The sequence below is a fragment of the Streptomyces sp. NPDC051662 genome, assembly GCF_040681655.1.
In the GTDB taxonomy this organism is placed as follows: Bacteria; Actinomycetota; Actinomycetes; order Streptomycetales; family Streptomycetaceae; genus Streptomyces.
This window is the reverse complement of sequence record NZ_JBFAZD010000010.1, coordinates 1-22,338: the sequence shown is the minus strand read 5'-3', so window position 1 is coordinate 22,338 and position 22,338 is coordinate 1. Positions and strand designations below refer to the sequence as shown.

The following is a 22,338-nucleotide window of genomic DNA, read 5'->3' as shown; positions in this document are numbered from 1 at the left end:
CGCCCGTCTCGTGGAAGGACTGGGAGGACCAGCCTTCTTTGTCCCACATCTCCTCCGTGTGCGAGCGCTGTGGAGACGCTGGGCCGGGGCAGTGGACTCACGGGCATGCTCAAAATCCACCCGCCTTCTTCATCGCCTTCCGCTGCCCGGCTTGCGGGGGCGAGCGGGCGTATCTCCGTGGCCGTGACGGTGCACTGGCGTTGATGTGGCAGCAGTCCGGATGTTGACATGTAAGATTTGACGTTAAAGGTCGATGGGTGTAAACTAGTGACACTCGCCGAGAGTGGATCAGGTCGCTCGTGATCGGCCTCCCTCCGCCCGCACGAAGTTCACGCTCCGCCCCGTCCGGCGATGCAAATCCCCTACGTAAGGATCGCAAAATAACGACCGTACCCGCCGCCCTGGCCACCCGCGATGACTACACCACCGCCGTAAACGCGGCCCTGGCCGCCTGCGCCGCCTACGACGACGGAGAGGCCGCCCTCGACGACGCCTCGTACGACGCCCTGGTCCGCCAGCTCCAGGACTACGAAGAGCAGCACCCCCAGCACATCCGCCCCGAATCTCCGATCGGCAAGGTCGGTGGCGGCGCGGCTACGACCGGCGACGTCGCCCACACCGTCCCCATGCTCTCCCTCAACAACATCAAAGACCCGGAAGATCTCACGGCGTGGGGCGACTCGCTTACCCGCCGGCTCACCGCGCCGGTGCGCGGAGGCTGGGCCGCAGAGCCGAAGCTCGACGGCATGCCGGTCGCGGCCCGCTACCGCAACGGACGCCTGGTCCAGCTCGTCAGCCGCGGGGATGGTAGCCATGGCGAGGACTACTCCAGCGCCATCGGCAGCATCATCGGCCTGCCCCAGCAGCTGGTGACCGACGCGACCGTGGAGATCCGCGGCGAAGTCCTCCTGACCCGCGCGCAGTTCGAGAGGGCGAATGAACAGCGGCGGGCGCATGGAGCGAAGCTGTTCGCCAACGCCCGCAATGGAACGGCGGGCACCCTGCGGGGTGCGCGGTCCCGCGACTACGTGATCGAGACGACCTTCTTCGGCTTCACCGCCGTCCCCCTCGACGGCGCGGACATCCTCCAGGGCGACACGCACGAGGCCGTCATGACGCAGGTCGCCGAACTCGGTGTGCAGACCACGGCCGCGACCGAGGTGGGTCTGCGCGTGTACGGAACGTTGGAGGAAGTCCAGGCCCGCATCGCGGAGATCAACACGATGCGCCCCGAACTGCCCTTCAACATCGACGGAGTGGTCGTGAAGGCCAACAGCCTCCACGACCAGCAGAAGGCCGGGCTCGCCACCCGCCACCCCTATTGGGCGATCGCCTATAAGCTGCCCCCCGCCGAGCGGCAGACCAAGCTGATCGGCGTGGAGTGGAACGTCGGGCGCACCGGCATCATCGCGCCGCGCGCGGTACTGGAACCGGTCGAGGTGGACGGTAGCGTCGTGCAGTACGCCACCCTGCACAACCCGTCCTTCATCAAGAGCAGCGGCATGATGCTCAACGACGTCGTCACGGTGTGGAAAGCGGGCGACGTCATCCCCCGCGTCGAGGCCCCGGTCGTCGATCTCCGCGGCCCGGACGCGACGCCGATCAGCTTCCCCGAAGAGTGCCCCAAGTGCGCCGGAGGAATCGACAAGTCCGGCGAGCGTTGGGAGTGCGTCAACGGCGCGGGCGGCGGCTGCGGCCTGCTGGCCGCGCTCAAGTACGCCGTCGGCCGGGACCAGCTCGACATCAACGGCCTGGGCGTCACGTTCCTGGAGGCCCTGGTCGAGAACGGCGACGTCGCCGACGTCGGAGACCTGTTCACCCTCACCCGCGCGCAGCTGGCGACGGCCGCGCGCAGCGAGAAGCGGGCGGTGGCCCTGCTGGAACAGATCGCCGCAGCCAAGGACAAGCCGCTCAACCGTGTCTTCTGCGCGCTGGGCATCGTGCGCACCGGCCGGACCCTCTCCTGGGAGATCGCCCGCCACTTCACGAAGATGGACGCGATCCGCGCGGCCGACGCCGATTCCATGGCCGCCGTGCCGAAGCTCCCCGGAGCGAACGCTCCGAGGATCGTGGCCCACATCGCCGCGATGGGCGAAGTCATCGACAAGCTGAGCGCCGCCGGGGTCAACATGACCGAACCCGTCGTCAAAAGCACCGGAGACGGCCCCCTGACCGGACAGATCGTCGTGGTCACCGGAGGCATGACCGGTGCGCTGGCCGGACTCAACCGGAACGACGTGAAGGAACTGATCAAGAACGCGGGCGGGAAGTCCTCTGACAGCGTCTCGACGAAGACCACGCTGCTTGTCGCGGGCGAGAACGCCGGTTCCAAACTGGCCAAGGCCCGCGAGCAGGCGGGGACCACCATCGTCAACGAGCAGGAGTTCGCCGACATGCTGAAGGGCCACATCAGCTGACCTTTCTTACGCAGCGGGTGGAGCAGACCGAAGGTCTGCTCCACCCGCTGCGCGAGCGATCGACGGGAGTCGTCTCGCCCCACCGACGAAGCGACCTCAGCCGCCAACGGTAGACGTCTGTACCGGGTTCACGGTCCGTACGCACCGCCCCGAGCCGATCGGGGCCCGCCGTCGTACGGGCCATCCACGTATCTCCCGCTCATGCCCGTACTATCCTGCTATGACCCTCGCCGAGGGCATCCGCCTTTTTCGGAATGTCCGTTCGGTTCCGTACGGAACCGACGGTGCGCACGACGCTGACTCGCTGATGACGGTGCGCCGCGGGGACTGCTTGGCGAAATCTGCCTACCTGCTCAGGGAGTTCACAGCACTCGGCCTCCAGGCCCGTCGCGTCCGCTGGCTCTACCACCTGCCGCCTCAGCCCGCGGAGGTCGTCCTGCTGCCGTCCCGGGAGGACGTGCACACCGCGGTGGAGGTGCATATCGGGACGGCCTGGGTACTGGTGGACGCCACACACGACCCGGCCCTGGCCGCGGCCGGCCTCACCGTGGCCGCCGACTGGGACGGTGTCGCCAGCACGGCCCCCGCCTATCCTCCGGCCGGGCCGATCTGGAGGGCTGGAGACGCCGGCCCCGAGCCGACGCCGAACGCGTCCTGCCGCGAGGCGTTCGACCCTGCGGCAGGACGGGCGTATAGGGCAGCCTTCAACCGGTGGCTCCGCGCAGTTCGGGCTACCTGACCAGGATCACCACGACGACATCAAGTCCATGTCATCCGACGGTGGCGGCCAGACCGGCCGGAACGCCGGCTCCATCGAGAAGACGTCGGGCGTCTCCGAGATCCGTGGCTGCGGCCCGGGCAGGCGGGACGGGGTTGTCAGCGGGCGCTGCTCGATGGGCCGGACAGAGGTCGCGTCTGGTGGACGTGGAGCGCATAGACATCACGAAGGCGACGCTCGGCGTCCTCGCTGAGATCCCAGACCGGGCCCGCGCCGAGGAAGACGTTGCGGATCAGGTGACGGGCGCCGCTTCGGTGCGGCCACTGTGAGCGCAGCCAGCAGGCGGAATCGTGCAGATCGCACGGTACGCGGACTGAGCTCGGGAAGGGGTGGCCGGAGTGGACGATGAGGTCGCTGTGGCCGCCATGACCGCACTGCTGCTCGATCGTCCCGTCGGGGCCGTCGATCCGGAAGGTGCTGCGCTCGTAGGCGTCGAAGTGCTCCACCACAGCCAGAGCCGGGACGGGTCGGCTCCTGTCGTGCGAGATGGCATGGACCACGACGGTGACGGCCTCATGGGCGATGTCTCCCTCGACGGCGTGACCCACATCGAGGAGGGCCCGGCGGATCGCGCTGGCGGCCCACCGGTTGTCGGTGCGCAGGGTGACCCGGTCAGCCAGTGCCTCTTCGAGGCTGACGGCCCCGCTCGTGAACGCGGTGTATCCGGGGAAGCTGCTGACGTCCACGGCGTTACGACCGGCGCTGAGGACCGCATCCGCGTCCAGGCGCGGGGAACCGGTCGCGGCCGGAGGGGCCGTGTCGTACAGGGAAGAGAGCATGGGCGCCTTTCGGTGTCGGAGCCCGCGGGCCGCGCCCAGGACGTATCCGCAGGCGGGTGGCGGCGAGCGTTGTTCAGTGGGGCGATGCGGCCCAGGCGAAGTCGGGATCCGCGGCGAACTCCTCGATCGCCTGCTCGGACTTCACGCGCGCGACGCGTGCCCATGATGTACGGCTCCGGGATTCATACGACTGGGCAGGGCTCTCGATTTCCTCCGCCAGCCAAGTAGTTTCGGCAACCACGGAGCGCAACGCCGCGAAGAGGTCCTCGGTTCGCGAGCGTGAGAGCTCGTCGAGCAGGTCCATCAGGTGACCGATGCGGTCAGCGTTCCCGACGAACGCCTTCGAGACGAAGGAGACGTCGTCCAGGATGCTGCTCATCCGTACCCGGAGCTTCTCGCGGTGCGGCTGAGCCCGGGGCTGAACACGTCCTGTGGGCCAGAGAAAGCCCACGTCCAGCATGTCCTGGCCGGAGATGACCAGAGGATCGCAGTAGCCGTCATTCAGCTGGGCGACGGACACCACGAGGAACCGGCTGTTCGGGCGGCTCACACGACGCACCTCGACAGGCCGTCGCCAGGCTCGCGGGTAGAGCGTGTCGTCTTCGGCGCGTCCGTAGATGGGGGAGCGGATGATGTCGTGGTCTGCCAGGTCGTCCCAGTCGCCGAACTCCCATCCGGTCGGCACCCGGTGGCGGGCGGCGTCCTGCTGGATCTGTCGAGCGGCAGCTGCGGCGCGAAGGTCGCCGACCCACACGAGCATGCCTGCGGCCTCCTTGCGGGTGGTGTACTCCAGAGCGGAGGGGCCACTACCAGTCGGCCTGTAGGCCCACTTGCTGCGTGACTTCTTCACCGTGCCGAGGTCGCCGAGCTTGTCGGCGGAGACCGGATACGAGCCGTCCTCCCGACGCTCTCCGAAGCGGGCCCGCGCGATGTTATCCGCCTTCTCCTTCGCCGCACGCTCCTTGAGCGCGGCGTCGGCAACGGCTTCGTCGCGCTGCTTCTGCACCTGGTGGAGCTCGCTGCGTCGGCCCGCGAGCACACTCAGGGCGCGGGCCCGCTCGGCCGGGGGAATATGGGGGCCGGCACCGTTGTGCAGCAGGTGTCGCCGGCACCACTGAAGGAGCGCGGCACTCTCCGCGGCAATCTGGTCGTCATCCATCTCGGCGGCCGGTGTGAGAGTGCCGGGCATGGGAGGGGCGTTGTCCTCAGCGACGAGTTCCTCCTCATGGGAGTCGTGGTGTGAGAGCTGGGGGATCGTGTCGGTCTGGATCATGACCGGGGAGGCTGCGAGGCACCGCTCCGAGCAGACCGGACATAGGTGTGGGCCGCTTCGTTGATGCTCGCGATCAGACCGGACTGCATCTCATGAGATATGCCGGGTCCGAACGCGAGGTGGATGCGGGCGACGGGCTGCTCGTCCCCGCCCATCGTGATGGCGGTCTCTGACGGCTTCAGCCCGTCCGCTCCCAACTCGACCGCCCAGGACGACAGGTTGGCCGCCTCGCCGATCAGGTCGTGAATCGCGTCAGTCGCTGTGCTGTAGGCCCCTCCGTCGTCGGCGTCGTACGGCAGCAACTGTTCCCACGTGCGGGTCCGGTTGGTGGACGGAACGGCCTCGGTGCCCATGGATTCACCGACGCCCATGTGGTCGGGATCCTGGGTGAGTTCGAAGTGCTGACGCGCGGCCTCGGAACGGAGGTCGGCGGAGGTGTACGGGGGTTCAACCATGGTGGCTCCTGGTGTCTGTTGGAGTGTGGAGTGCGGACCGTGAACCGCTGCGTGTCCGGCCCGGAGCGGGCGCTTCGCCGGGGCCCAGCTTGCGGTTGCGACGGCTGGCCGGGGCCGGTGATATGGCTGTGCGGACCACACAAGGTGCGTTCCGCGCAGATGCCAGGTGCCAGACGAGGCGAGCTTCTCGTAGAGCCCCTTCAACCCCGTGCAGGTGGTGCACTCTTCCGCAGGTATGTGCGGGGAGTCGTCGTGCTCGTCGCAGCACCTGGAGGACAGGGACGGCCCGCACAGCCCATCCGCCGTGATCGGCCACCCGTGCCGGTGCTCCAGATAGCCGTTGTAGTCGATGCTCGGAGCGGGCTGGAATGAGTAGGGCTCTTCACGCCCCTCCCTTGCGGCGACGAGGTGCGCCTCGTACTGCTCGCGGAGCAGGGTCATGAAGGCATCGTGACTGATCTTGGTGATTTGGCCCTCCAAAGGGTCCGTCGCGAGGTGCGGGGGAGAGCGGTGGTGGGCACGCCGAGCCGGGCAGCTGATGATCCTGGCCTGGGCGGCGTCAGCCGGAGGTGCTGCCCGGAGGAACGCCGAGGACTCCGGCTTGGGCGAGGAGCTGGGCCTCGGCAGGATCGTCGGTGTAGTCCCAGCCTTGATCGTGGCGGACGGCAGCGTAGGTGTAGGAGTGGCCCTTGTTGCAGTGGTAGCCGGTCGGTGTGTGATGAAGCGGGGCGCCGCACTCGTACGTGGTGCGGCCATCTTCGTCGTAGCCGTACACGAGGTCTCCGCAGGACTCATCCGGTGAATCGTCAGCCGAGGGAACGCCCGGACTGTTGAAGCTGAGGGAGCCGTTGTCAGTCACCTGCGGTCGCTCCTTGTGTGACGAGGGCGGGTGTTGGTCAGGTGGCGCGGTCGGCGGATGAAGAACGCCGGGGCCGCGCGGGCGCGGCTACAGGGCCGGGCCGTCTCTCTTCGAGCTATTTTACTCCCACAGGCGGTTTTTGTAAAATCTTACTTGGCCAACTTGCGTGTGCTCCGCCGCACTCCGCACCCTCCGCACCCTCTGCCGTCCCGGCGTGATCACGCCGGCGGTATTCGCAGATGCGCAGCAGGCTCTCACCGCGCTCGGCATCGACGACATCGGACCTCGCGCCGCCTGCTCGTTCTCGCCCAGGACTGGCCGCCGACTCGCGCTGCGCCGTCAGTGCGACCAGGCATCATGATCCTCATGTCCGAGCACGATGTTCATGCAGATTCGATGCCACGGCTCATTTCAGGTTCCGTGCGTCGCAGGTTCGCCCTGGCCGCATGGGGCTCTGCAGCGGGATTCGTCCTGATCGCCGGCGGGGTGGGATGGTTGGGCATCGAGCTGTACGACACGGCTCGCAGTTGGCAACGGCCTCCTCCGCGTTCAACACCAAGGTGCCCGCCGGGCATCTGCTAGCTTCTCGCGCCAGGTCTGCCGTGAGGCGAAGGGCGAGGGCCTGAGCGACACGACCTTGCGAGCCGTGCACCAGGTCGCACGCACCGCAGCTTGAGTGGCGGCGCCCGTCGCGTTGGTCAGCCGAGTAGGAGACTCGCCACAGAGCCAGCTAGCGGAAGTGCCCGGCCACACCCCCACTGACCAATCCTTTTGAGGAATACATGTCAGCCGACCAGCAACGCAACCGTCCGTGCCCCGTCAGCCACTACTCGCTGCCTGCACAGTGCACCCAGTTGGCTGGTCATGACGAAACCTGGCACTGGACCGTCCACCCTGGCACCGGACAGATCCTTCGATTCCGCTCAGTCCTCGGCACTCGGCATACCCAGGAGTGGCAGTCTGCGGATGACTACCCCGAAGCCGCGGACGCGGGCGAGTGGGTCACCTGGCACTACGCCACGGAGGCCGATCCGACGCCCGTCGTTCCGGCCGACCTCGACTGGCGCGCGGCCTCCCTTGTCGCTGGTCACTTCCCCACCGGCCGTGGCCGGTCCGGGCAGGACGGCGTCGAGAGCGAATGCGGGTGCGGCACCTGGTACCCCATCGGCGGAGAGAGCGCCCACCTTGGCCGAGAAGTCTCCCTGCTCGCCCGCGGCTACTTCGACCTTGCGCTCCGCTACAGCCGGGAGCGCACTCAACTGGCCAACTAAGTTGACCACTGGCTTGTCGCACCGAGGCAAGCCGGCCGAGGAAGCGGGTCGGACCTGCCGACGGTAGCCATGTCGCTGGCGCGGCGCTGTCAGTGTCAAGAGATATTGTCCTCGCATGACTAATTCTTCCCTTAAGCGGCAGGTCCCGCCGCGCGCCGATCTCGCAGAGGCCATTGAGGCGCCGCGCGCTGTCTCTCTGATCGGCGAGGACCACCGCCCCGACGATGCTCAGATCACCTTGGCGAACGTGGAAGCTCCCCGGCCGCAGCCCCGGGACGAGGTCGAGGTCCTTGAAGAGTGCGTCGGCCTCCTCAAGACTCTGGATGACGCCGGGCGCAGGCGCGTGCTTGCCTACATCAACGATCGCTTCGGGAGCCGCGACTAAACCGAGGAGCTCTTGCCCCTCGCGCCACTGGATTCGAGATGCCGGGCACTCCTGCGCAGTGTCCGTCGCAGCGCGGCCCGGCCCCTGGGATCCGCCGGGCGCAGCGATGTCCTGGACACCGTCGACCGGGCATTATCAGGCCATGACACACACCGCTGGCCCAGGTCTCCAGTCCGCGTGGACGATGACTCCCGCTCCGTACGACGACCCCGTGGTCCAGGAGCTTCTGCTGGGCCTTCACGGTGAACAGCGCTCGATGTACGGCTTCGCTGACGACCCCGCCGACACCCCCGTCTCCCAGTTCGTGCCCCCGCGCGGGTCGTTCCTGCTGGTGCAAGACGAAGAAGGCAACGCTCTCGGGTGCGGCGGATGGTGGTTCCTGGATGCGCAGACCGCAGAGATCAAACGGATGTACGTCCGCCCCGAAGCCCGTGCCCAGTCCCTGGGGCGGGAGATCCTGCTGCATCTGGAAGCCGGCGCGAAACTCAGGGGCGCCACGTCCACGCAGTTGGAGACCGGCGTCGCCAACACCGCGGCCCTGGCGCTCTACCGCGCTCAGGGATACATGCCGATCACCTCATACCGGCCCGACAGGAACCCCGACGTCAACCGAGCCCTTCGCAAGGATCTGTAAGGTGCTGCCGCGTCGGCCTGGCCGGCTCTGGTCGACTCGCCCACATGCAACGAAGGCGTCCGCTCGCTCGCCGCAACGGGCGAGCGCTTCCTCCTTCGCACGTACGGCTGCTGCAGCCGGGTCGGCGGACCCCGGCAACGGCGGGCTTCCCCGTTCCGCCACTGGGAACGTGCAGCCCCACTACCGTGTATCGGCATGACGGTGCTGATCATCGGCGGCAGTGGCTTCCTGGGGACCGAGTTGGTGCGCCGGGTAACTGCGGCCGGTCGCGTCACAGCCGCGACGTACAACTCCCGCCCCGGCGACTCCCCTGGCACCACCCGGTGGCATCGCCTGAACCTGCGAGATCCCCATCGTCTCGACGAGATCATCGATACGGTGCAGCCCAGCGTGGTGATCAACACCTCCAGCGGGGCGGCCGATTGGGCAGTCACTGCCGAGGGCCCCGTGCGCCTCACCCAGGCGACGGCGCGGCGAGGGATCCGCCTGGTTCACGTCTCCAGCGACGCCGTCTTCTCCGGGAGCAGCGCCGCCCGCTACGCCGAGACGGCTCTCCCCGACCCGGTGACCCCCTACGGGGCCGCGAAGGCCGCCGCCGAAACCGCCGTGCGCCTCCTGCACCCTGCCGCAGTCGTCGCCCGCACCTCGCTGATCATCGGCGACGGCCAATCTGCCCACGAACGAGTGGTGCACGAACTGGCCGCCGGAAGCCGGGAAGGGGCCCTTTTCACGGACGACATCCGCTGCCCTGTCCATGTCGCGGACCTGGCGGCTGCACTCTGGGAACTTGCGGTATCCGACGCGGCCGGCGTCTTCCACCTCGCGGGACCAGATGCCCTCAGTCGTCACGAACTCGGCGTGCTCATCGCCCGGCGCGACGGCATCGAGCCCTCCCTGCTGCCGGTTGGCCGTCGAGCGGACACGGGTCTGCTCGGCGGGCTTGACGTACGGCTCGACAGCGGCGCCTCGCAACTTCGGCTGAACACCAGGCTGCGCGGCGCCAGGGACTTCCTCGGCAAGGGCTGAACTCTGCCCTGCCGCTCATCTCGTTTCCTCTGGCGGCAGTCGGTGCTACGTGGTGCTGTAGGCGATGGAGGCTGCCACCAGTCGACCTCGCTCTGCCGCTGCGATCAGCTGGCGTTGGAGCTCCTGCTCACCGCCACGAAGCGGCAGACCCAGGTCGTCCGCCACGTACAGGGCGACATAGCCCACCTGATGCGCGAGGTAGTCCCACCGTGGTGGGACATCACCCGGCAGCATGAGCAGCGGTTCGTCCTCCCCTGGCATGTGCACCCTGATCTCCTGGGTGTCCCGGTGCAGGTTCATTCGCCAGCCGTGCGCTTCGCGAACCCGCATCGGGTAGCCCGCCTTGACGACGGGGAGGCCGGCTGCGAGTAGTACGGCCAGCAGCTTGGGCATCAGCGGCCCGGCTGGATCGAGGCGTAGTTCATCGTGCGGATTCTGGAGGGCGTACCAGCTCATCTTGTCCTGTGACATCCCAGCTGACCATGCCTTGATCTTTGCCTCTGTCGTGCTCATCCAGGTGCCTCATCTCGTGCTTGGCCAGGTAGCCCCAGGAGTCAACGACCGGCCCCCCTCCCTGGCTACGGCGACGACACGGAAGCCGGAGTAAGGACCGACGTACTCACCCGTTCGAGGGACAGCATTCATGAGCCGATGGGGGCAGGCTCAGCAGGACACAGAGAAAGCAGGACTGGAGAGATCGGATATGCAGCATGGACGATGAACGCGGGCCCGTCGTCGCCGCCTACACGAGGGCAGAGGCTTTCGAGGACGGCACCTTCATAGAAATCCCGCACGTGGCGGCGTCGGCCGCTGAGATCGGGATGCCGCTCATCATCACCGCAGGCGCGCGGCAAGCATTCGTGGCAGGCGACGACGGTGAGGACGACAGGCGGCTACAGGTGGTGCTGTCGGCGGTGGCCAGGGCCGTTGAGCAGGCGCCCGAGCACGAAGTGTGCTTCGTGGTGCCTGCCGGGGAGCTGCCGTCCGGCCGAGCGCCCACCGGCGTCGACCGGCTTATCGCCATCACCGAGCCCGGCGGTACGGGCGATTCCGTCCTGACCCTGATGCTTCCCCACGAGATGTGAACGTCGGCGTCCGCGAGACGGCGTCGACGGCTCACGTCACTGCGCTACTGCTCGCCGCTACGGTGGCCGCCGCTGCGTGAGCGGCGCGGAACCGGCTCATCGTGTCCGCCACGTAGCTGCTGGTGAAACCGTCGGCTTCCTCCAGCGCGGCGAGCGGCATGGGGCTATCTGGGGCGTACCCGGGGGCGGGCCGTCCGGCAATGTGCCCGCACAGGGCATCCAGGCGATCCAAGACGGCCGCGCGTCGCTGCTGATCGGCGTTCATGCCCTGCCACCATGCCCACCGCTCCGCAGCGTCGTCCGGTCGGGCAGGCAGGGAGCGGCGCAGCGAGTTGGCCCGATCCGCGAGCGCGTTCCACACGGGCAGGCGCAGCACGGCGACCAGGCTGTCTGGTCCGGTCTCGACGGTGGCGGTCATGTCGTTCACGGTCGCACTCGCCACTGACAATCCGTAGCACCCCGGGCGGGAAGTGGGCCATCCGAGACGCCCGCCGCCATCTCGGCCGCGGGGGTTGGGGCGCCGCCGAGTCGCAAGCAGGCGGCGGTGTCCATCGCGAGGAGGGAAGCGGTGAGGCCGGGCGCCCGGCCGAGGTGGGCGTCCGGCCAGCTGCTCTGCGAGCTCGCCGGTGCCGTCGAAGTGGCCGAGCGTGTGGCCCGAGCGTTCTACCTCTCCGCCCCCGCCGTGGTCACGGTCCCGTCGGCATCTTTGGTGGCGTGCGGCGCGAGGCAGAGCCCGCGGACCTGAGCATTGGCCAGCGGTGCGATGGCGGCGGCCGTGATGATCAGGGCGCCCGTCGCCAGGGTCGTGCGGAGCCCGACCAGGTGGGCGGCGGGGCCGGCGAGGAGGTAGCCGAAGGGCACGGGCAGGAACTGTCCGAGCGTCGAGTGGGACAGGGTCCGGCCCAGTCGGTCCGCCGGAATCCTCTCCTGCACCAGCGAGGCCCAGACGGTCGTGCTGACCGCCAGCCCCGTGCCCGCCACCCCTGTGGCGGCCACGAGCACGGGTAGCGGCACGGCCGTGGCCATTGCCGCCAGAGGCACCGCCATCGAGCCGGTGCCCGCACAGACGACGACTCCGGCCTGGCGCGGCTTCCACATCAGGGCGAGCGCCGCCCCGGCCACCAGCCCGGCGGTGAAGCCGGACACCACCAGACCCCACGGGGCAGCGCCGCCGAGAACCTGCTGCCCGTACACCGGGCCGAGGAGCTGGTAACCGACCAGCCACACGGGAACGATCACGGCGGCCTGGCACACCATCACCCACAGCCAGCGGCGGGAGCGGAAGTCGTCCCAGCCCTCGCGCAGATCTGCGGTGAACCCGGTCCGGACCTTCACGGTCTTGGTCTTGAGGCTGATCCGGGAGAAGAGGAGGGCCGAGGCGGCGAACGTCAGCGCGTCCCATCCAAGGGCCCAGCCGGGGCCGACCACGGCGATCAGGACGCCGCCCAGGGCGGGCCCCGCCACCTTCACCGTGTTCTGGCCGATCTTCAGCAGAGCGTTGGCCGCGTGCCGGAGTTCGGCCGGGACCACCTCCACGACGATGCCCCCGGCCGCCGGGGTGAAGAAGGCTCCCGCCGCCCCGCAGCCGGCCGACATCGCCACCAGATGCCAGACCCGGGCCGTGCCCGAGACCAGCAACAGCACCGCCGCCGCCTCCGCGACCGCACAGACGACGTTGGACCACACCATGACGCGGGCCCTGGACAGCCGGTCCGCGACGACCCCGCCGACGAGCAGGAGCAGGATCTGCGGCACCACGCTCGCCGCGAGGACCGCGCCCAGCGCGCCGGGCCCGCCGCCGATCTTGAGGACGGCGAAGGCCAGACCGATTGGCGCCACGGCCGAGCCGGTCCAGGAAAGCAGACGGGCGGTGAAGTGCAGCCGGTATGGCCTGATGGCGAGTGGAGCGCCTGCCTCCCGGACCCGGGCCGCCCAGCTGATCCGTGGGACGGGTCCCGCTGGATTCCGATCGTGCGGCCGCGCCTTACGCAAGATCCAACTCCGCCCGGAGAACACGAAATCCCGGCAGCGGGACGCCACCGGGAAGGTCGTCCCGACTCTAGAGCAACCCGAAGATCGTGTGTCGCAGACGCACCAAGAGCCCTCTACTCAACCCCAAGAGTCTCTCCGGCCGCCACCGCGCCCGCGCTACTCGCGCCTGCTCGCCCTCCCCTCGCTCGTCGCCGTCCGCTCCCGGCTCGACCGCCCCTGCAGCGCCCCGACGTCCGGTCAGCTCGGCCCAGGGCGCCCGTTCGCCCCTCCGCCTTCGCTCCTCCTTCGGCGGTGCCGCGCCTCTGGGGGGTGGTTTTCGTCAGGGGCGGGTGAGGACGGAGTGGGTGCCGATCCGGTGCCACACGATGTGGCAGTTCCCTGGAATCCGTTCTCGGCCGTACGACCACGTCGCGCGTCCGTCCGGCGCCCAGGTCATTTCGTACACGCCGGGGGCGACGCGTACACCCTTTACACGTAAGCCGGCCCGGAACCGGTAAGGGGAGCCGGTACGCAGATCGGGGACGAAGGAGTCGAGGACGACGTGGTGGAAGCGCTGACGCTGGCCAGACGTGAGGCGCTGGAGGTCGACGGCGAAACGGGGGAGGGTCTCGAAGGTGGGCACGCTGGCCTCCCGGGGCAGCACGAAGAAGCCCCCGGCGGCTGCCGAGGGCTGAGGGGCTGGTCGTTACAGGGGCGTTCCTTGTTGTGGTCTGGGGCTGTTTGCCTCTCATTCACCGTTTGGGCTGTATAGGCCGAGTTATCGGGTCGGTGGATTCGTCTTCGTGGTCAGCCCGTCCGCGAGAAAATGTCCACAGGCCAACCGGCTTAGCGTCCTGACGTCGGGCTTCGCCTCGGTAGCCCGCTCACGGAAAGGAAGCAAGCATGCCTATATCTCGCCGACTTGGCCGCGCCGCTGCCATCGGAGTCCTCGGCCTGTCCATCGCCGGCTCGGCCGTTGCTATCGCGCCGATGGCCCAGGCTTCCTCAACAGGGCACACCACGATTTCGTGCAGTGCCGCGAAGATCCACAAGTCGCCGGCCAAGAGCTCGCCGGCGGTCGGCATTGGTTACCGCCACGACAAGGTGACGTACGACCAGTGGGTGTACAAGAAGTCGGAAAAAACCTTCTACACGCGCGGAACGGTCACTCGTGCGTCCGACGGCAAGAAGGTCCACGGATACATGCTGTACGACTGCGCGAACCCGTACGGCACGAACCCGGCACCCAAGCCTTCGATTCCCAAGTAGACGAGGACTGCTACGTCAGTAGGAGAGGTAGTCGGCGGTGCGTGCACCGCCGACTACCTCTGCTTTCCCTTCGCCCGTACCGCTGCTGCGCGTGGTGTGAAGGACGCTCTGGGCCGGGGATGTTTGAGGTGGTAGCTGCGCGGTGGACGTACCTGTCCGGAGCGCTCGGCACCCGTACGAACAAGACGGTCGGCGCGACGGCTGTGTGCGAGGGGCGATCTTCTGTGATTTCCTGCGGGCCCGGATCGCCGAGGAACGGTGGGCGACCGAGGGCGCTGCTCTCGCCCCCGGCGGCGACCACGCGCATCCGTGGGATTTCACCGAGCCGGGTACCCAACTCGGCGTGCGGGCCGCAGGTGCGCCCCTTGCCGCGGTCTGCACCGGCCGCGGCCCCTGGGCCGACCATGTTGTCGCGCTGCATATGGTGCGCACTCAGCCCCTCCATACCCTGGTCGAGCTCGACGCCCTGGCGGAGCTCGTCGACCTGCTGGACCACTGCGACGACCACGACCGGCCCGATGATCGGACCGCTCCTCGCCGTCGTGATGAAGTTCGCTGCCCGCTCCCGCTACCGCGATCACCCCGACCACCCCGAGCACGGCCGTTCCTGACCTGGGCTCCCGGCCGCATGCCTGGAGCCTGCGTCCGTACGCCCAGCTCTGTCGGTTTCGGGCCGCCCGTACGGTGTCGCGTGCTCGTTCCGCAACACCGTACGGGCGGCCTCTCGGCTGTCCGTACGCCGCGTATGCGGAACAACCCAATTGGCATGTATTATTTGACAACATGGCGCATGTGCGTGTAAATTAGCATCTTAATGCGGAGCGGGTGGCGAGCACGGGAGGCACGATAAAGATGATCGTCAACGATCGGGACACATTCATCAAGGACCTGATGATGGGAGACCGTTTCCGCTTCCCCGGCGACATCACCGGCACGGTCTACGGCCCCGTCCGCTGCGCCGAGAGTGACTACATGCTTCAGGGCACCCGCGTTGACTTCGGCGGTGGCGACAACATGGACCGGCACGCTTTCACCAGGGTCGAAATCACCTCCCGTGCCCCCAAGTGCCCTTGTGGCCGATTCTTCGAGCTGTGCGAGAACGAGTGCGAGTGGCCCGACTCCCTTGAGGAACTGTTCGCGAAGTACTGATTCAGCGTCCCACCGCGCTGCGCCGCCGCATCGCGCCGTCCGTCCGGGGCGGGACCGGTCGGCGGTGTCAGGGCGTTGAAGTACCGTCCTTGCTCAACCCACACCCCGAGGAGGCGTGGCTGCTCGTGTCCAGCGACAACCTAATGGTGATCTTCGCCGTACTCGGGGTCTGCTTCTTCGGGCAAGCCTGGCTCACCTGGTCCCGGCGTGAGCGCTGGGGCCAGGACCGGGCCCGCTGGAAAGGGCTGTTCAGATGGTTGAGCGGACAGAGTGAGCTCAACTACGAACTCGCGATGGGTGTCCTGTTCCTCGGCATCGCGCTCTTCGTGGTGTAGCCGGGGCCGCCCATGGCGTACGGCCGGACCTGCCCGCCGTGCTGGCCCCCTTTGTCGGGCGCCCGGCCCGCCTCTGCGCCGTTCGTCCGTGACCGGTGATTTCCGAATCAGGGTGGCCGTCCTGGCCGACCCGTGCCGCCAGTATTGTCCCTAGAGGTCCCCCCGAAGGAGAAGAGCGGATGCCGCAGCCACCGAAGGACACGAGCGTCGAGGTTCTGACCGAAGTCCGCGCTCTCTGCCGCAAGTTGACCGCAAGCATCTTCGACGATGCTCAGGCCCGTCCGCGGCTGGACGTCGCTGCCTCCTGCCTCTGGGCCGCCTACGGGCTGGCCTGCTGGGTGACCTGCGGCGCCCCCGAAAGCTCCGCGCGCCTCGAACGCGCCCAACGCCACTACCTAGCGCAGGAGGTCCCGCTCCACGAGCAGTTCCACGAGCTGGCCGACCAGCTCGCTGGCGAGTTCACCGTTCTGACCGGCGAGCTTGGGGACGACCCGCAGGTCCGCCCCTTGCTCGATGCCAGCGCCGACAGCCTGCGCGCCGCCATGGGGTTTCTCGTCTCCGTGCTCGGCGACATGCCCCCGCGCCTGGGCGTGGACCTGGGCAGCGAGTACCTGCGGCGCGCCAATGCCGCCTACCGTGACCTGCTGGACACCTACGGGCCCGCCGGAGCGGACCGGATCCGTGAACACCTTGAGCTCGCGAGCGACATCTCCCGGGGCCTTGCCGCGGCGCCCCGCTGAACCAGGGGCGCCGGTCGGCCAGGGGACCGGCCACCACCCGGCCGGGAGAGGTGGCACGCGGCCCGGCTGCTGCTCGCCCGCTGCTGCCCCGCCCCTGTCCGCTTCGGCCGGTTCCAACTCCGTTTCCATGTGAGCCGATTCGCCCCGGTATCGGCCGCCCCCGCTGCGCCCTGTGAGACCCGCGTCACGGCCGGTGTGCACAGGGCGAGGCGGAAGCCTCCGTACGTCCGCGGAACAGTGAGACCCGCGTCACGGCCGGTGTGCGCTCCGGGAGCAGAAGCCGCCGTACGCCTGCGAAACAGTGAAGGCACGGTGCGCGGCCGGCGCCTTCAACCCGCATCCCCTGACCAGGAGGTCAGCCATGTTCGCGTCCGTTTTCGTGCTGCTCTACGTCGCGCACATTTTTGCGGACTACCCCTTGCAGACAGACAAAATCGCAGATCACAAAGCCGACCGGACGACCGCCGGGTGGATCTACAACCTGGCACACGCCGGAATCCACGTCCTGGTGTCCGCAGTCGCGCTGGGCGCGGGTGTCGTCGTTCTGGACCTCCAGTTGACCCCGTCGACGATTGCTGCGGTGGTGGCCTGGTTGGGGTGCTCCCACGCGGTTATCGACCGCCGTTGGCCGATCGTGTGGTGGATGGAGCACACCGGCCAGAGGGAGTACGTGAAGATCGGCGGTACGGCCACCGTCGACCAGGCCGCCCACCTCGGGGCGCTGGTGATCGCGGCCCTGGCCGCCGCTGCCTGATCGCGGCACGACGGGCCCTGGAATCTGCCCCGTTCGATCCGAGTCCCGTCCGTTGCCCGTTGCGCGCCGCTCGCAGGTCCGTCGCTGCGCCCGGCCCTCTGGGGGGCGTCGCTTCGTCCGTTGTGCCGGCGTGTCCGCCGTCTGTCGGTCGCGCAGTGGCGGGCTCGGTCCGCGCTCATCGGCCCGGGTCCCGGCCGCCTTGCCGGGCCCCGGGTGCAGCGCGCGGCCTCGCCATCCCTGGTCCGTCCCGCCGTCGCGCCTCCGCCCGCCCCGCCGCCGGTCTAGTTGTCGCCCGTCGCCCTCGTCCGGTCGCGTGTGAGGCGCGGGTCCTCTTCGGCAATTGACATGTAATATTGGACATCGAAAGCTGTTGAGATTAAATTAGCTCTATTGGTAGCGGAACCGGTCGTCGAGTATCGGGAGGTGCGATGAAGGTCGAGCAGATTCACGAGGCAGTCACTACCCGGGCCGGGGTCCGGATCGGCGAGCGCAACGGCTGGGCCGCGTGCATGGAAGGCATCGCAATGGACTACCACGACAGTCACCCGGCCCTGGCCCCGGTGCAGACGCCGGAGACCGCGCCGGAGGGCACCCCGCAGAATGCGCGCTGGCTGATAGGAGCGAACGACACTGGGCGCGTGTACGTGACCGGGAGCGGCACCCGGATGCGGATCGAGTCGGCGGACGGCCGTATGACATACACGCTGCCCACGGTGCCGGACGACGCGCACCAGGGAGCGAGGGACGGTTTCGAGGCGCTCGCGCGGGAGCTGGCCGGTGAAGTGGAAGAGCGCGGTGCGGGCGCGCCGCAGTGGAGCGAGCGTCCGGTGGCTATGTGGACGTGTGAGCCGCAGGAGTTCAAGGAATTCGAGCCGGTCGGCTACGCCCCGGGCGTGATGCTGGCATGGACCGCGGACGGAGTCGCGTACACCGGGCAGATCTGGGCGAACCGCGTCCGGTCCGGGAGCTGGAACGGCGGTCGCGGCGAGACCTCGGCGGTTGTGGTGGCCACGGTCGGCGGCCGCCGGGCACGGCGTGACGAGGCGGTGTGCCTGCCGCTCGTCCATGGCCGGAAGCACGCGCACGCCTTCGTCACCACTGGGCACGGGGGGAACGCCGAGGTCGAGGTCGTCGCCCCGCAGTTCGCGTCCGACGGCCTGTTCGACATGGTGACCACGTCCGCTGACCCGGTCGAGGAATGGGAGTCGGAGGGCGGTCGCATGCTGGCTGCCGAGCCCGCCGACCCTCCGACGGAGCCCGCCCATGCTGTCGAGCCTGCCTCGACGAAGAGTTCCGAGGACACCGAAACTCCGGCGGAGATCCCGGTTGGCAAGCACTGCCCCCGCTGCGACCGGAACGCCCTGTACGGCATCGAGTGCGCGTACTGCGGCCACATCATCATCACGGCCTGGGCGACCAAGCCGTGCCACCCCCCGGCTTGGTCCGAAGGGTGCTGCCCGACGTGCTTCACTACCGACCCGGAGGTGTGGGAGATCAGCGGCCGGTTGAAGTGCACGGTCTGCGCGGAAGGCCGCAGCCGGTGGGGCGACCAGGTGAAGGCCGTACCGGGTTGGCGTGAGCGGGCGCGCCGTGTCGTGACGTGGATCGACAACCCGGGCGAGCTGTCGTGTGCCACCACGTACGCGGACGCTACCGAAGAGGGACGGTCCGTGCCGCCCGAGGCGGTGTCCCTGAGCTGACTCGTGCCGCCCCGCCGGGCCCGCGCACGCTACCCCCGAGGTCCGCTCCCGCCGCTGCGACCGCGATCGACGTCAAGCCACATCCGCCGTACGCGGAGCCACTCAAGTGTGCCGGACATGGACGCCACGCCGCACTCCCAGCAGCTGCGCGGTGCGGCTGTGGACTCGTTCGTGGAGCGGAGGTGCTTACTCCCTGTCGCTCATGGGCGGGGGGTGTGGTGGAGCATCGCGGCCACGCCTTCATCGCTGTACGCGTAGGCGATGCCGCGCAGGGCGGCGACCGGGGCGCCGCGGCCTCGCTGGCCCAGGATGATCCCGGCGGCGGCGGCGATCATGTCGGTGAGAGTCTCTTCCTGTTGCTTGTCACCGTGCTCGGTGATCCGCAGGGGTGCCACCCCGGCAGCACCGATGGAGATGCAGGTGGCCCCGCGCCGGTCGGCGCGGCCGTCGGAGTCGGCGATGACGACCGCCACGTGTGCGCCGGTGTAGGTGATCAGGGCATCGCGCAGAGCGCGGGCGGAGGCGTCCGGGTCTACCGGCAGCAGCCATGCGCCTTCGGTTCCGGCGCGGTCGATCCCGGCAGAGGTGAGCTGTAGGCCCAGGTGGTGTCGGGCGATGATCGGGCCCCGCTCGGTGGCCAGGAAGTGCCCGTTCGACGCGTCGAGGATGAGCTGCACGACCTCGGCGGGCTTACCCGTCTTCGCGGACAGTTCCACGGCCTCGGGTGAGGGGGTGATGCTGGCCAGGTCGACGTATCGCTTCTCTGCGGTGGACACCAATTTGCTGGCCACCACCACGATATCCCCGTCCTGGAGATCGGTGCCGGTGCGCGTGAGGACGTCGGTGATGGCGGTCGCCAGATCATCGCCGGGCTGGAGTTCGCCGAACGGCTCCAAGGCGAATGCACTGAAACCAGAGGTGGGGGCAGCGGTCATCGCGAATCTCCTGCTGGGATGAGGGCGGTGTACAGACGGGCGTGCGAGGCGGCGAGCATCCGGGCCCGCTGCCGGGTGGTGACGTGCGTGCTGTCCGCTGGCGAGCCATCCGCGGACACGGCGCAGGTAGTGCGGCCACAGCTGGAGGGCCGCATCGGGCGCCGGGGTACCGGAGTTGACGGCGTGCCAGGCATCCGCCACGGGCTGCGGCCAGGGGGACTCATCGTATCCGCCCAGGGGCGGGGCGAGACCGTCCAGCGTGGTCAGCATGGTCTGAAGGCGGTCGTGCACGAGCGGGCGATCGGCGGCCCGGTAGACGACCGGGCCGCTGCCGGGCGGAGCGGACGGCGGGCTCCATTGGCGGTCAGGTGCAGCAGCACCGGCACGGCCTGGTGGTAGATGGCCGAAGGATGCCGCATGCCGTTTGGGCTCGTCGACTCGTACGGAGATCACGGGTCCGGTCGCGGCGGCCGTCAGCAGCAGGAAGGCATCGATGCCGTACCCGGCCATGCACGCCGCGAGTGCCGTGGGCAGTTCGGCGGCGGCCCGCAGTGCGGCGGCCAGGGCCATGGGGGCTTCGTCATCGACACCGAGTTCGCTGTCCGCGCCGTCGAACCGCTGGGCGACGGGGTGTCGCCCAGGCTCTGCTGGAGGCAGAGGTGCGCCGCACCGTCGTCCTGCGCCCCGCCGCCCGCCGTTGCACCGTGCGCGTCCGTCCGCGTCGCCCGTGGTCCCAGCCCGGCCGCCGCCCGTCTCGCCTCCGCCGTCCGCGTGTGTCCAGAACCGTCCGGCCCCTCCGCCGTGCCGCCGGCCGCGCCCCGGCGCCGTCCGGCCGCCCGTGCCGCCCCGCGCCGCCGCGGCCCGCGGCGACCGCAGCTCCGCCGCCGTCCGGTCGTGCCGTCGCCAGCGTCGTGCCTCGCCCGCATGCCGGCTCCTTGGCGGGCCCGTGGTTGTTCGCGGTGCATCACGAAGAGCGCGTTCGATAGCGATACTTCGCGTTTCCGGGGCAAGAGTGACGGATGGGGTGGAGATCGGGGGAAAGCGGTGCGGGAGGGCGTCGTAGTCGCTACGGTGCAGCCCGAATGACACCCGGAGGAGAGCGCTTGAAGGGCGACAGGCACCCCAAGTCGGACATCGAGGCGGCGTTAAGGAAGGCCGAGGCCGCTGGTCTGAAGGTGAAGCGAGACCAAAATGGCCACAGGTGGGGTTACGTCATCTGCTGTCCGTGCAAGGACGATTTGAAGGTCTGGTGTACTCCCAAGAGCACCGGAACAGAAGCGAGGAAGGTCAATGAGTTCACCCGCCGACACAGCAGTTGCGAGTGACCCCGAGTGGACGTTCGTGCTCTTTCCCGAGGAGCGGCCGACTGAGGAGCAGTCCGACGCGTTCGACCGCTGCGACGATCTCGCCAGTGGCGAGATCGGGTGGGAGACCAGAGGCGGCAGGGAGAACGTGGTCTTCCCCTGCGCGGTGGAGGCGCCGCACCTGGAGGACGCCGTGGCGTGGGCCGCTGACCGCCTGAAGAAGGTCGGCATCAGCGTCACGCAGGCTCACATGCAGATCCCGCTCATCGGCGGAGAGTCCGAGTAAGCCTCCGGTTGGTCGGGCCGCTGCTGTCCGGCCAACCGGAGCACAGTGCAGGACTCCATGAACCGGCCTCCCACAGCGTCCGGGCGACCTGATCGACGCCCCGGGACGTACGGGGCCTGCTGCTCCGGCAGTCCAGCCCGTCGCGGCGGGTTGCGCGAGGACCCGCCCCCGCGACGCCGTGCCGTCCGCGTCGTGCCGTCTGTCGGCCACGCCGAGTCCATCCGTGCCGCCGCCGCGCACGTGCGCCGCCCTCGGTGGTGCGGCCACACCCCGGCCCTGTCGGAGGCGGTGGATAGGGTCCGTGCATGGGAATCCACTTCACAACCGCTGTCGTGCCTGCGGAGCGTTCCGGCTCGGACACCGACAACGCGGTCCTGATCTTCGCGGCTGACACCCAGGACGACATCGCGAATTTGCCGTTGCCGGTGGCGTTGCACGTTCAGGAGAACGAGCTGGGGTGCTTTGCTCCGCACGGGCGGATGCTCGGTGCTCCGTTGCGGGTCTCGGACGACTGGGTTGCCGCGGCCTCGCCGACGGGGTCCTTCGGCGCTCAGGCCCGGGTGTGCGTGGTGTTGGAGCCTCTGCCCGAAGAGGCCGTGCCCTATGTTTCGGTAGGCGAGGGCGTTACCGAACAGGGCCTGCCCTCGTGGGTGGGGGATGTCATTGCAGGCCGGTACAAGATGGCGCTCCGGCCGGTGCGCGTCTCGATCGGGAACCCGCTCCTGCTCGACTCCGCCCTCGGCGCACCGACGCAGCTCCCCGAGTGGGCGCAGATGATGCACACCCCGTAGTCCGGTGCCGGAGGAACGCCGCGGCGGTGGCCGCTCTAGGCGGCGGCCGCGGATACGCCAGCCACGGTCTGGGTGACGGAGTGGTGCGTCAGCGCGACGTGCGACCAGCACACGGCGACCAGGAGGGCCGCGTCCGCCCCCG

Annotated in this window: 24 protein-coding genes; 15 read left to right on the top strand and 9 right to left on the bottom strand. The window is 68.9% G+C overall.

Annotated elements, in window-relative coordinates; all coding sequences use genetic code 11:
- Positions 1 to 299: 299 nt before the first annotated feature.
- Positions 300 to 2,417 (top strand): NAD-dependent DNA ligase LigA, encoded by a 2,118-nt coding sequence (ligA, locus tag AB0M67_RS18115; protein ID WP_365746469.1) that lies wholly within the window; start codon positions 300 to 302, stop codon positions 2,415 to 2,417.
- Between the two features lie 331 nt (positions 2,418 to 2,748).
- Positions 2,749 to 3,156: a hypothetical protein gene (locus tag AB0M67_RS18110; protein WP_365746466.1), complete on the top strand. Its 408-nt coding sequence runs from the start codon at positions 2,749 to 2,751 to the stop codon at positions 3,154 to 3,156.
- A 137-nt stretch (positions 3,157 to 3,293) separates the two neighbouring features.
- On the opposite strand, the gene AB0M67_RS18105 is transcribed toward AB0M67_RS18110, so the two are convergent.
- From AB0M67_RS18105 to AB0M67_RS18090, 4 genes are all read right to left on the bottom strand, one after another.
- Positions 3,294 to 3,974: a hypothetical protein gene (locus tag AB0M67_RS18105; protein ID WP_365746464.1), complete on the bottom strand. Its 681-nt coding sequence runs from the start codon at positions 3,972 to 3,974 to the stop codon at positions 3,294 to 3,296.
- Positions 3,975 to 4,047: 73 nt separating this feature from the next.
- Positions 4,048 to 5,247, bottom strand: coding sequence for a hypothetical protein (locus tag AB0M67_RS18100; RefSeq protein ID WP_365746463.1), 1,200 nt, complete (start codon positions 5,245 to 5,247; stop codon positions 4,048 to 4,050).
- The gene (locus AB0M67_RS18095; RefSeq protein WP_365746461.1) at positions 5,244 to 5,702 is read right to left on the bottom strand and encodes a hypothetical protein; all 459 of its coding nucleotides are present in this window, start codon (positions 5,700 to 5,702) and stop codon (positions 5,244 to 5,246) included. The genes AB0M67_RS18100 and AB0M67_RS18095 overlap by 4 nt, the downstream gene beginning before the upstream one ends.
- 559 nt (positions 5,703 to 6,261) lie before the next feature.
- On the bottom strand, positions 6,262 to 6,561 hold the full coding sequence (locus AB0M67_RS18090; RefSeq protein WP_365746459.1) for a hypothetical protein: 300 nt from the start codon (positions 6,559 to 6,561) through the stop codon (positions 6,262 to 6,264).
- Positions 6,562 to 7,343: 782 nt separating this feature from the next.
- Here AB0M67_RS18090 and AB0M67_RS18085 point away from each other — a divergent pair.
- The 4 genes from AB0M67_RS18085 (at position 7,344) to AB0M67_RS18070 (ending at position 9,877) form a co-directional block, all read left to right on the top strand.
- Positions 7,344 to 7,832, top strand: a complete 489-nt coding sequence (locus AB0M67_RS18085) for a hypothetical protein (protein WP_365746457.1) — start codon at positions 7,344 to 7,346, stop codon at positions 7,830 to 7,832.
- Positions 7,833 to 7,947: 115 nt separating this feature from the next.
- Positions 7,948 to 8,217, top strand: a complete 270-nt coding sequence (locus AB0M67_RS18080) for a hypothetical protein (RefSeq protein ID WP_365746455.1) — start codon at positions 7,948 to 7,950, stop codon at positions 8,215 to 8,217.
- A gap of 142 nt (positions 8,218 to 8,359) precedes the next feature.
- Positions 8,360 to 8,851, top strand: coding sequence for a GNAT family N-acetyltransferase (locus AB0M67_RS18075; RefSeq protein WP_365746453.1), 492 nt, complete (start codon positions 8,360 to 8,362; stop codon positions 8,849 to 8,851).
- A 195-nt stretch (positions 8,852 to 9,046) separates the two neighbouring features.
- Entirely contained in the window at positions 9,047 to 9,877 is an 831-nt protein-coding gene (locus AB0M67_RS18070) for a sugar nucleotide-binding protein (RefSeq protein ID WP_365746451.1), read from the top strand.
- 45 nt (positions 9,878 to 9,922) lie between these two features.
- On the opposite strand, the gene AB0M67_RS18065 is transcribed toward AB0M67_RS18070, so the two are convergent.
- Complete coding sequence (locus AB0M67_RS18065; protein WP_365746449.1) at positions 9,923 to 10,390, bottom strand: hypothetical protein; 468 nt, start codon at positions 10,388 to 10,390, stop codon at positions 9,923 to 9,925.
- 197 nt (positions 10,391 to 10,587) lie between these two features.
- On the opposite strand from AB0M67_RS18065, the gene AB0M67_RS18060 reads away from it, so the two are divergent.
- Entirely contained in the window at positions 10,588 to 10,962 is a 375-nt protein-coding gene (locus AB0M67_RS18060; protein WP_365746447.1) for a DUF6573 family protein, read from the top strand.
- A gap of 31 nt (positions 10,963 to 10,993) precedes the next feature.
- Here the strand turns inward: AB0M67_RS18060 and AB0M67_RS18055 are convergent, their stop codons facing one another.
- The 3 genes from AB0M67_RS18055 to AB0M67_RS18045 all read right to left on the bottom strand — a co-directional run bounded on the left by AB0M67_RS18055 (position 10,994) and on the right by AB0M67_RS18045 (position 13,576).
- Positions 10,994 to 11,380 carry a hypothetical protein gene (locus tag AB0M67_RS18055; protein WP_365746445.1) on the bottom strand — a complete coding sequence of 129 codons (387 nt, stop codon included), beginning with the start codon at positions 11,378 to 11,380 and terminating at the stop codon, positions 10,994 to 10,996.
- Positions 11,381 to 11,625: 245 nt separating this feature from the next.
- A complete protein-coding gene (locus tag AB0M67_RS18050) occupies positions 11,626 to 12,978 on the bottom strand; it encodes an MFS transporter (protein ID WP_365746990.1) in 1,353 nt (450 codons plus the stop codon).
- A 295-nt stretch (positions 12,979 to 13,273) separates the two neighbouring features.
- Complete coding sequence (locus AB0M67_RS18045; RefSeq protein WP_365746444.1) at positions 13,274 to 13,576, bottom strand: hypothetical protein; 303 nt, start codon at positions 13,574 to 13,576, stop codon at positions 13,274 to 13,276.
- Between the two features lie 260 nt (positions 13,577 to 13,836).
- On the opposite strand from AB0M67_RS18045, the gene AB0M67_RS18040 reads away from it, so the two are divergent.
- From AB0M67_RS18040 to AB0M67_RS18015, 6 genes are all read left to right on the top strand, one after another.
- Complete coding sequence (locus tag AB0M67_RS18040) at positions 13,837 to 14,202, top strand: hypothetical protein (protein WP_365746442.1); 366 nt, start codon at positions 13,837 to 13,839, stop codon at positions 14,200 to 14,202.
- A gap of 852 nt (positions 14,203 to 15,054) precedes the next feature.
- Positions 15,055 to 15,351: a hypothetical protein gene (locus AB0M67_RS18035; RefSeq protein WP_365746440.1), complete on the top strand. Its 297-nt coding sequence runs from the start codon at positions 15,055 to 15,057 to the stop codon at positions 15,349 to 15,351.
- Positions 15,352 to 15,440: 89 nt separating this feature from the next.
- Positions 15,441 to 15,686, top strand: coding sequence for a hypothetical protein (locus tag AB0M67_RS18030; RefSeq protein WP_365746438.1), 246 nt, complete (start codon positions 15,441 to 15,443; stop codon positions 15,684 to 15,686).
- A gap of 179 nt (positions 15,687 to 15,865) precedes the next feature.
- Positions 15,866 to 16,426, top strand: a complete 561-nt coding sequence (locus AB0M67_RS18025) for a hypothetical protein (RefSeq protein ID WP_365746436.1) — start codon at positions 15,866 to 15,868, stop codon at positions 16,424 to 16,426.
- Between the two features lie 361 nt (positions 16,427 to 16,787).
- Positions 16,788 to 17,180 carry a DUF3307 domain-containing protein gene (locus AB0M67_RS18020; protein WP_365746434.1) on the top strand — a complete coding sequence of 131 codons (393 nt, stop codon included), beginning with the start codon at positions 16,788 to 16,790 and terminating at the stop codon, positions 17,178 to 17,180.
- A 428-nt stretch (positions 17,181 to 17,608) separates the two neighbouring features.
- Entirely contained in the window at positions 17,609 to 18,880 is a 1,272-nt protein-coding gene (locus tag AB0M67_RS18015) for a hypothetical protein (protein WP_365746432.1), read from the top strand.
- 200 nt (positions 18,881 to 19,080) lie between these two features.
- Here the strand turns inward: AB0M67_RS18015 and AB0M67_RS18010 are convergent, their stop codons facing one another.
- The gene (locus AB0M67_RS18010; RefSeq protein WP_365746430.1) at positions 19,081 to 20,385 is read right to left on the bottom strand and encodes a coenzyme F420-0:L-glutamate ligase; all 1,305 of its coding nucleotides are present in this window, start codon (positions 20,383 to 20,385) and stop codon (positions 19,081 to 19,083) included.
- 720 nt (positions 20,386 to 21,105) lie between these two features.
- Here AB0M67_RS18010 and AB0M67_RS18005 point away from each other — a divergent pair.
- Both AB0M67_RS18005 and AB0M67_RS18000 read left to right on the top strand, forming a co-directional pair.
- Positions 21,106 to 21,405: a hypothetical protein gene (locus tag AB0M67_RS18005; RefSeq protein ID WP_365746428.1), complete on the top strand. Its 300-nt coding sequence runs from the start codon at positions 21,106 to 21,108 to the stop codon at positions 21,403 to 21,405.
- Between the two features lie 305 nt (positions 21,406 to 21,710).
- Positions 21,711 to 22,196 carry a hypothetical protein gene (locus AB0M67_RS18000; RefSeq protein WP_365746426.1) on the top strand — a complete coding sequence of 162 codons (486 nt, stop codon included), beginning with the start codon at positions 21,711 to 21,713 and terminating at the stop codon, positions 22,194 to 22,196.
- The last annotated feature ends 142 nt before the right edge of the window (positions 22,197 to 22,338 follow it).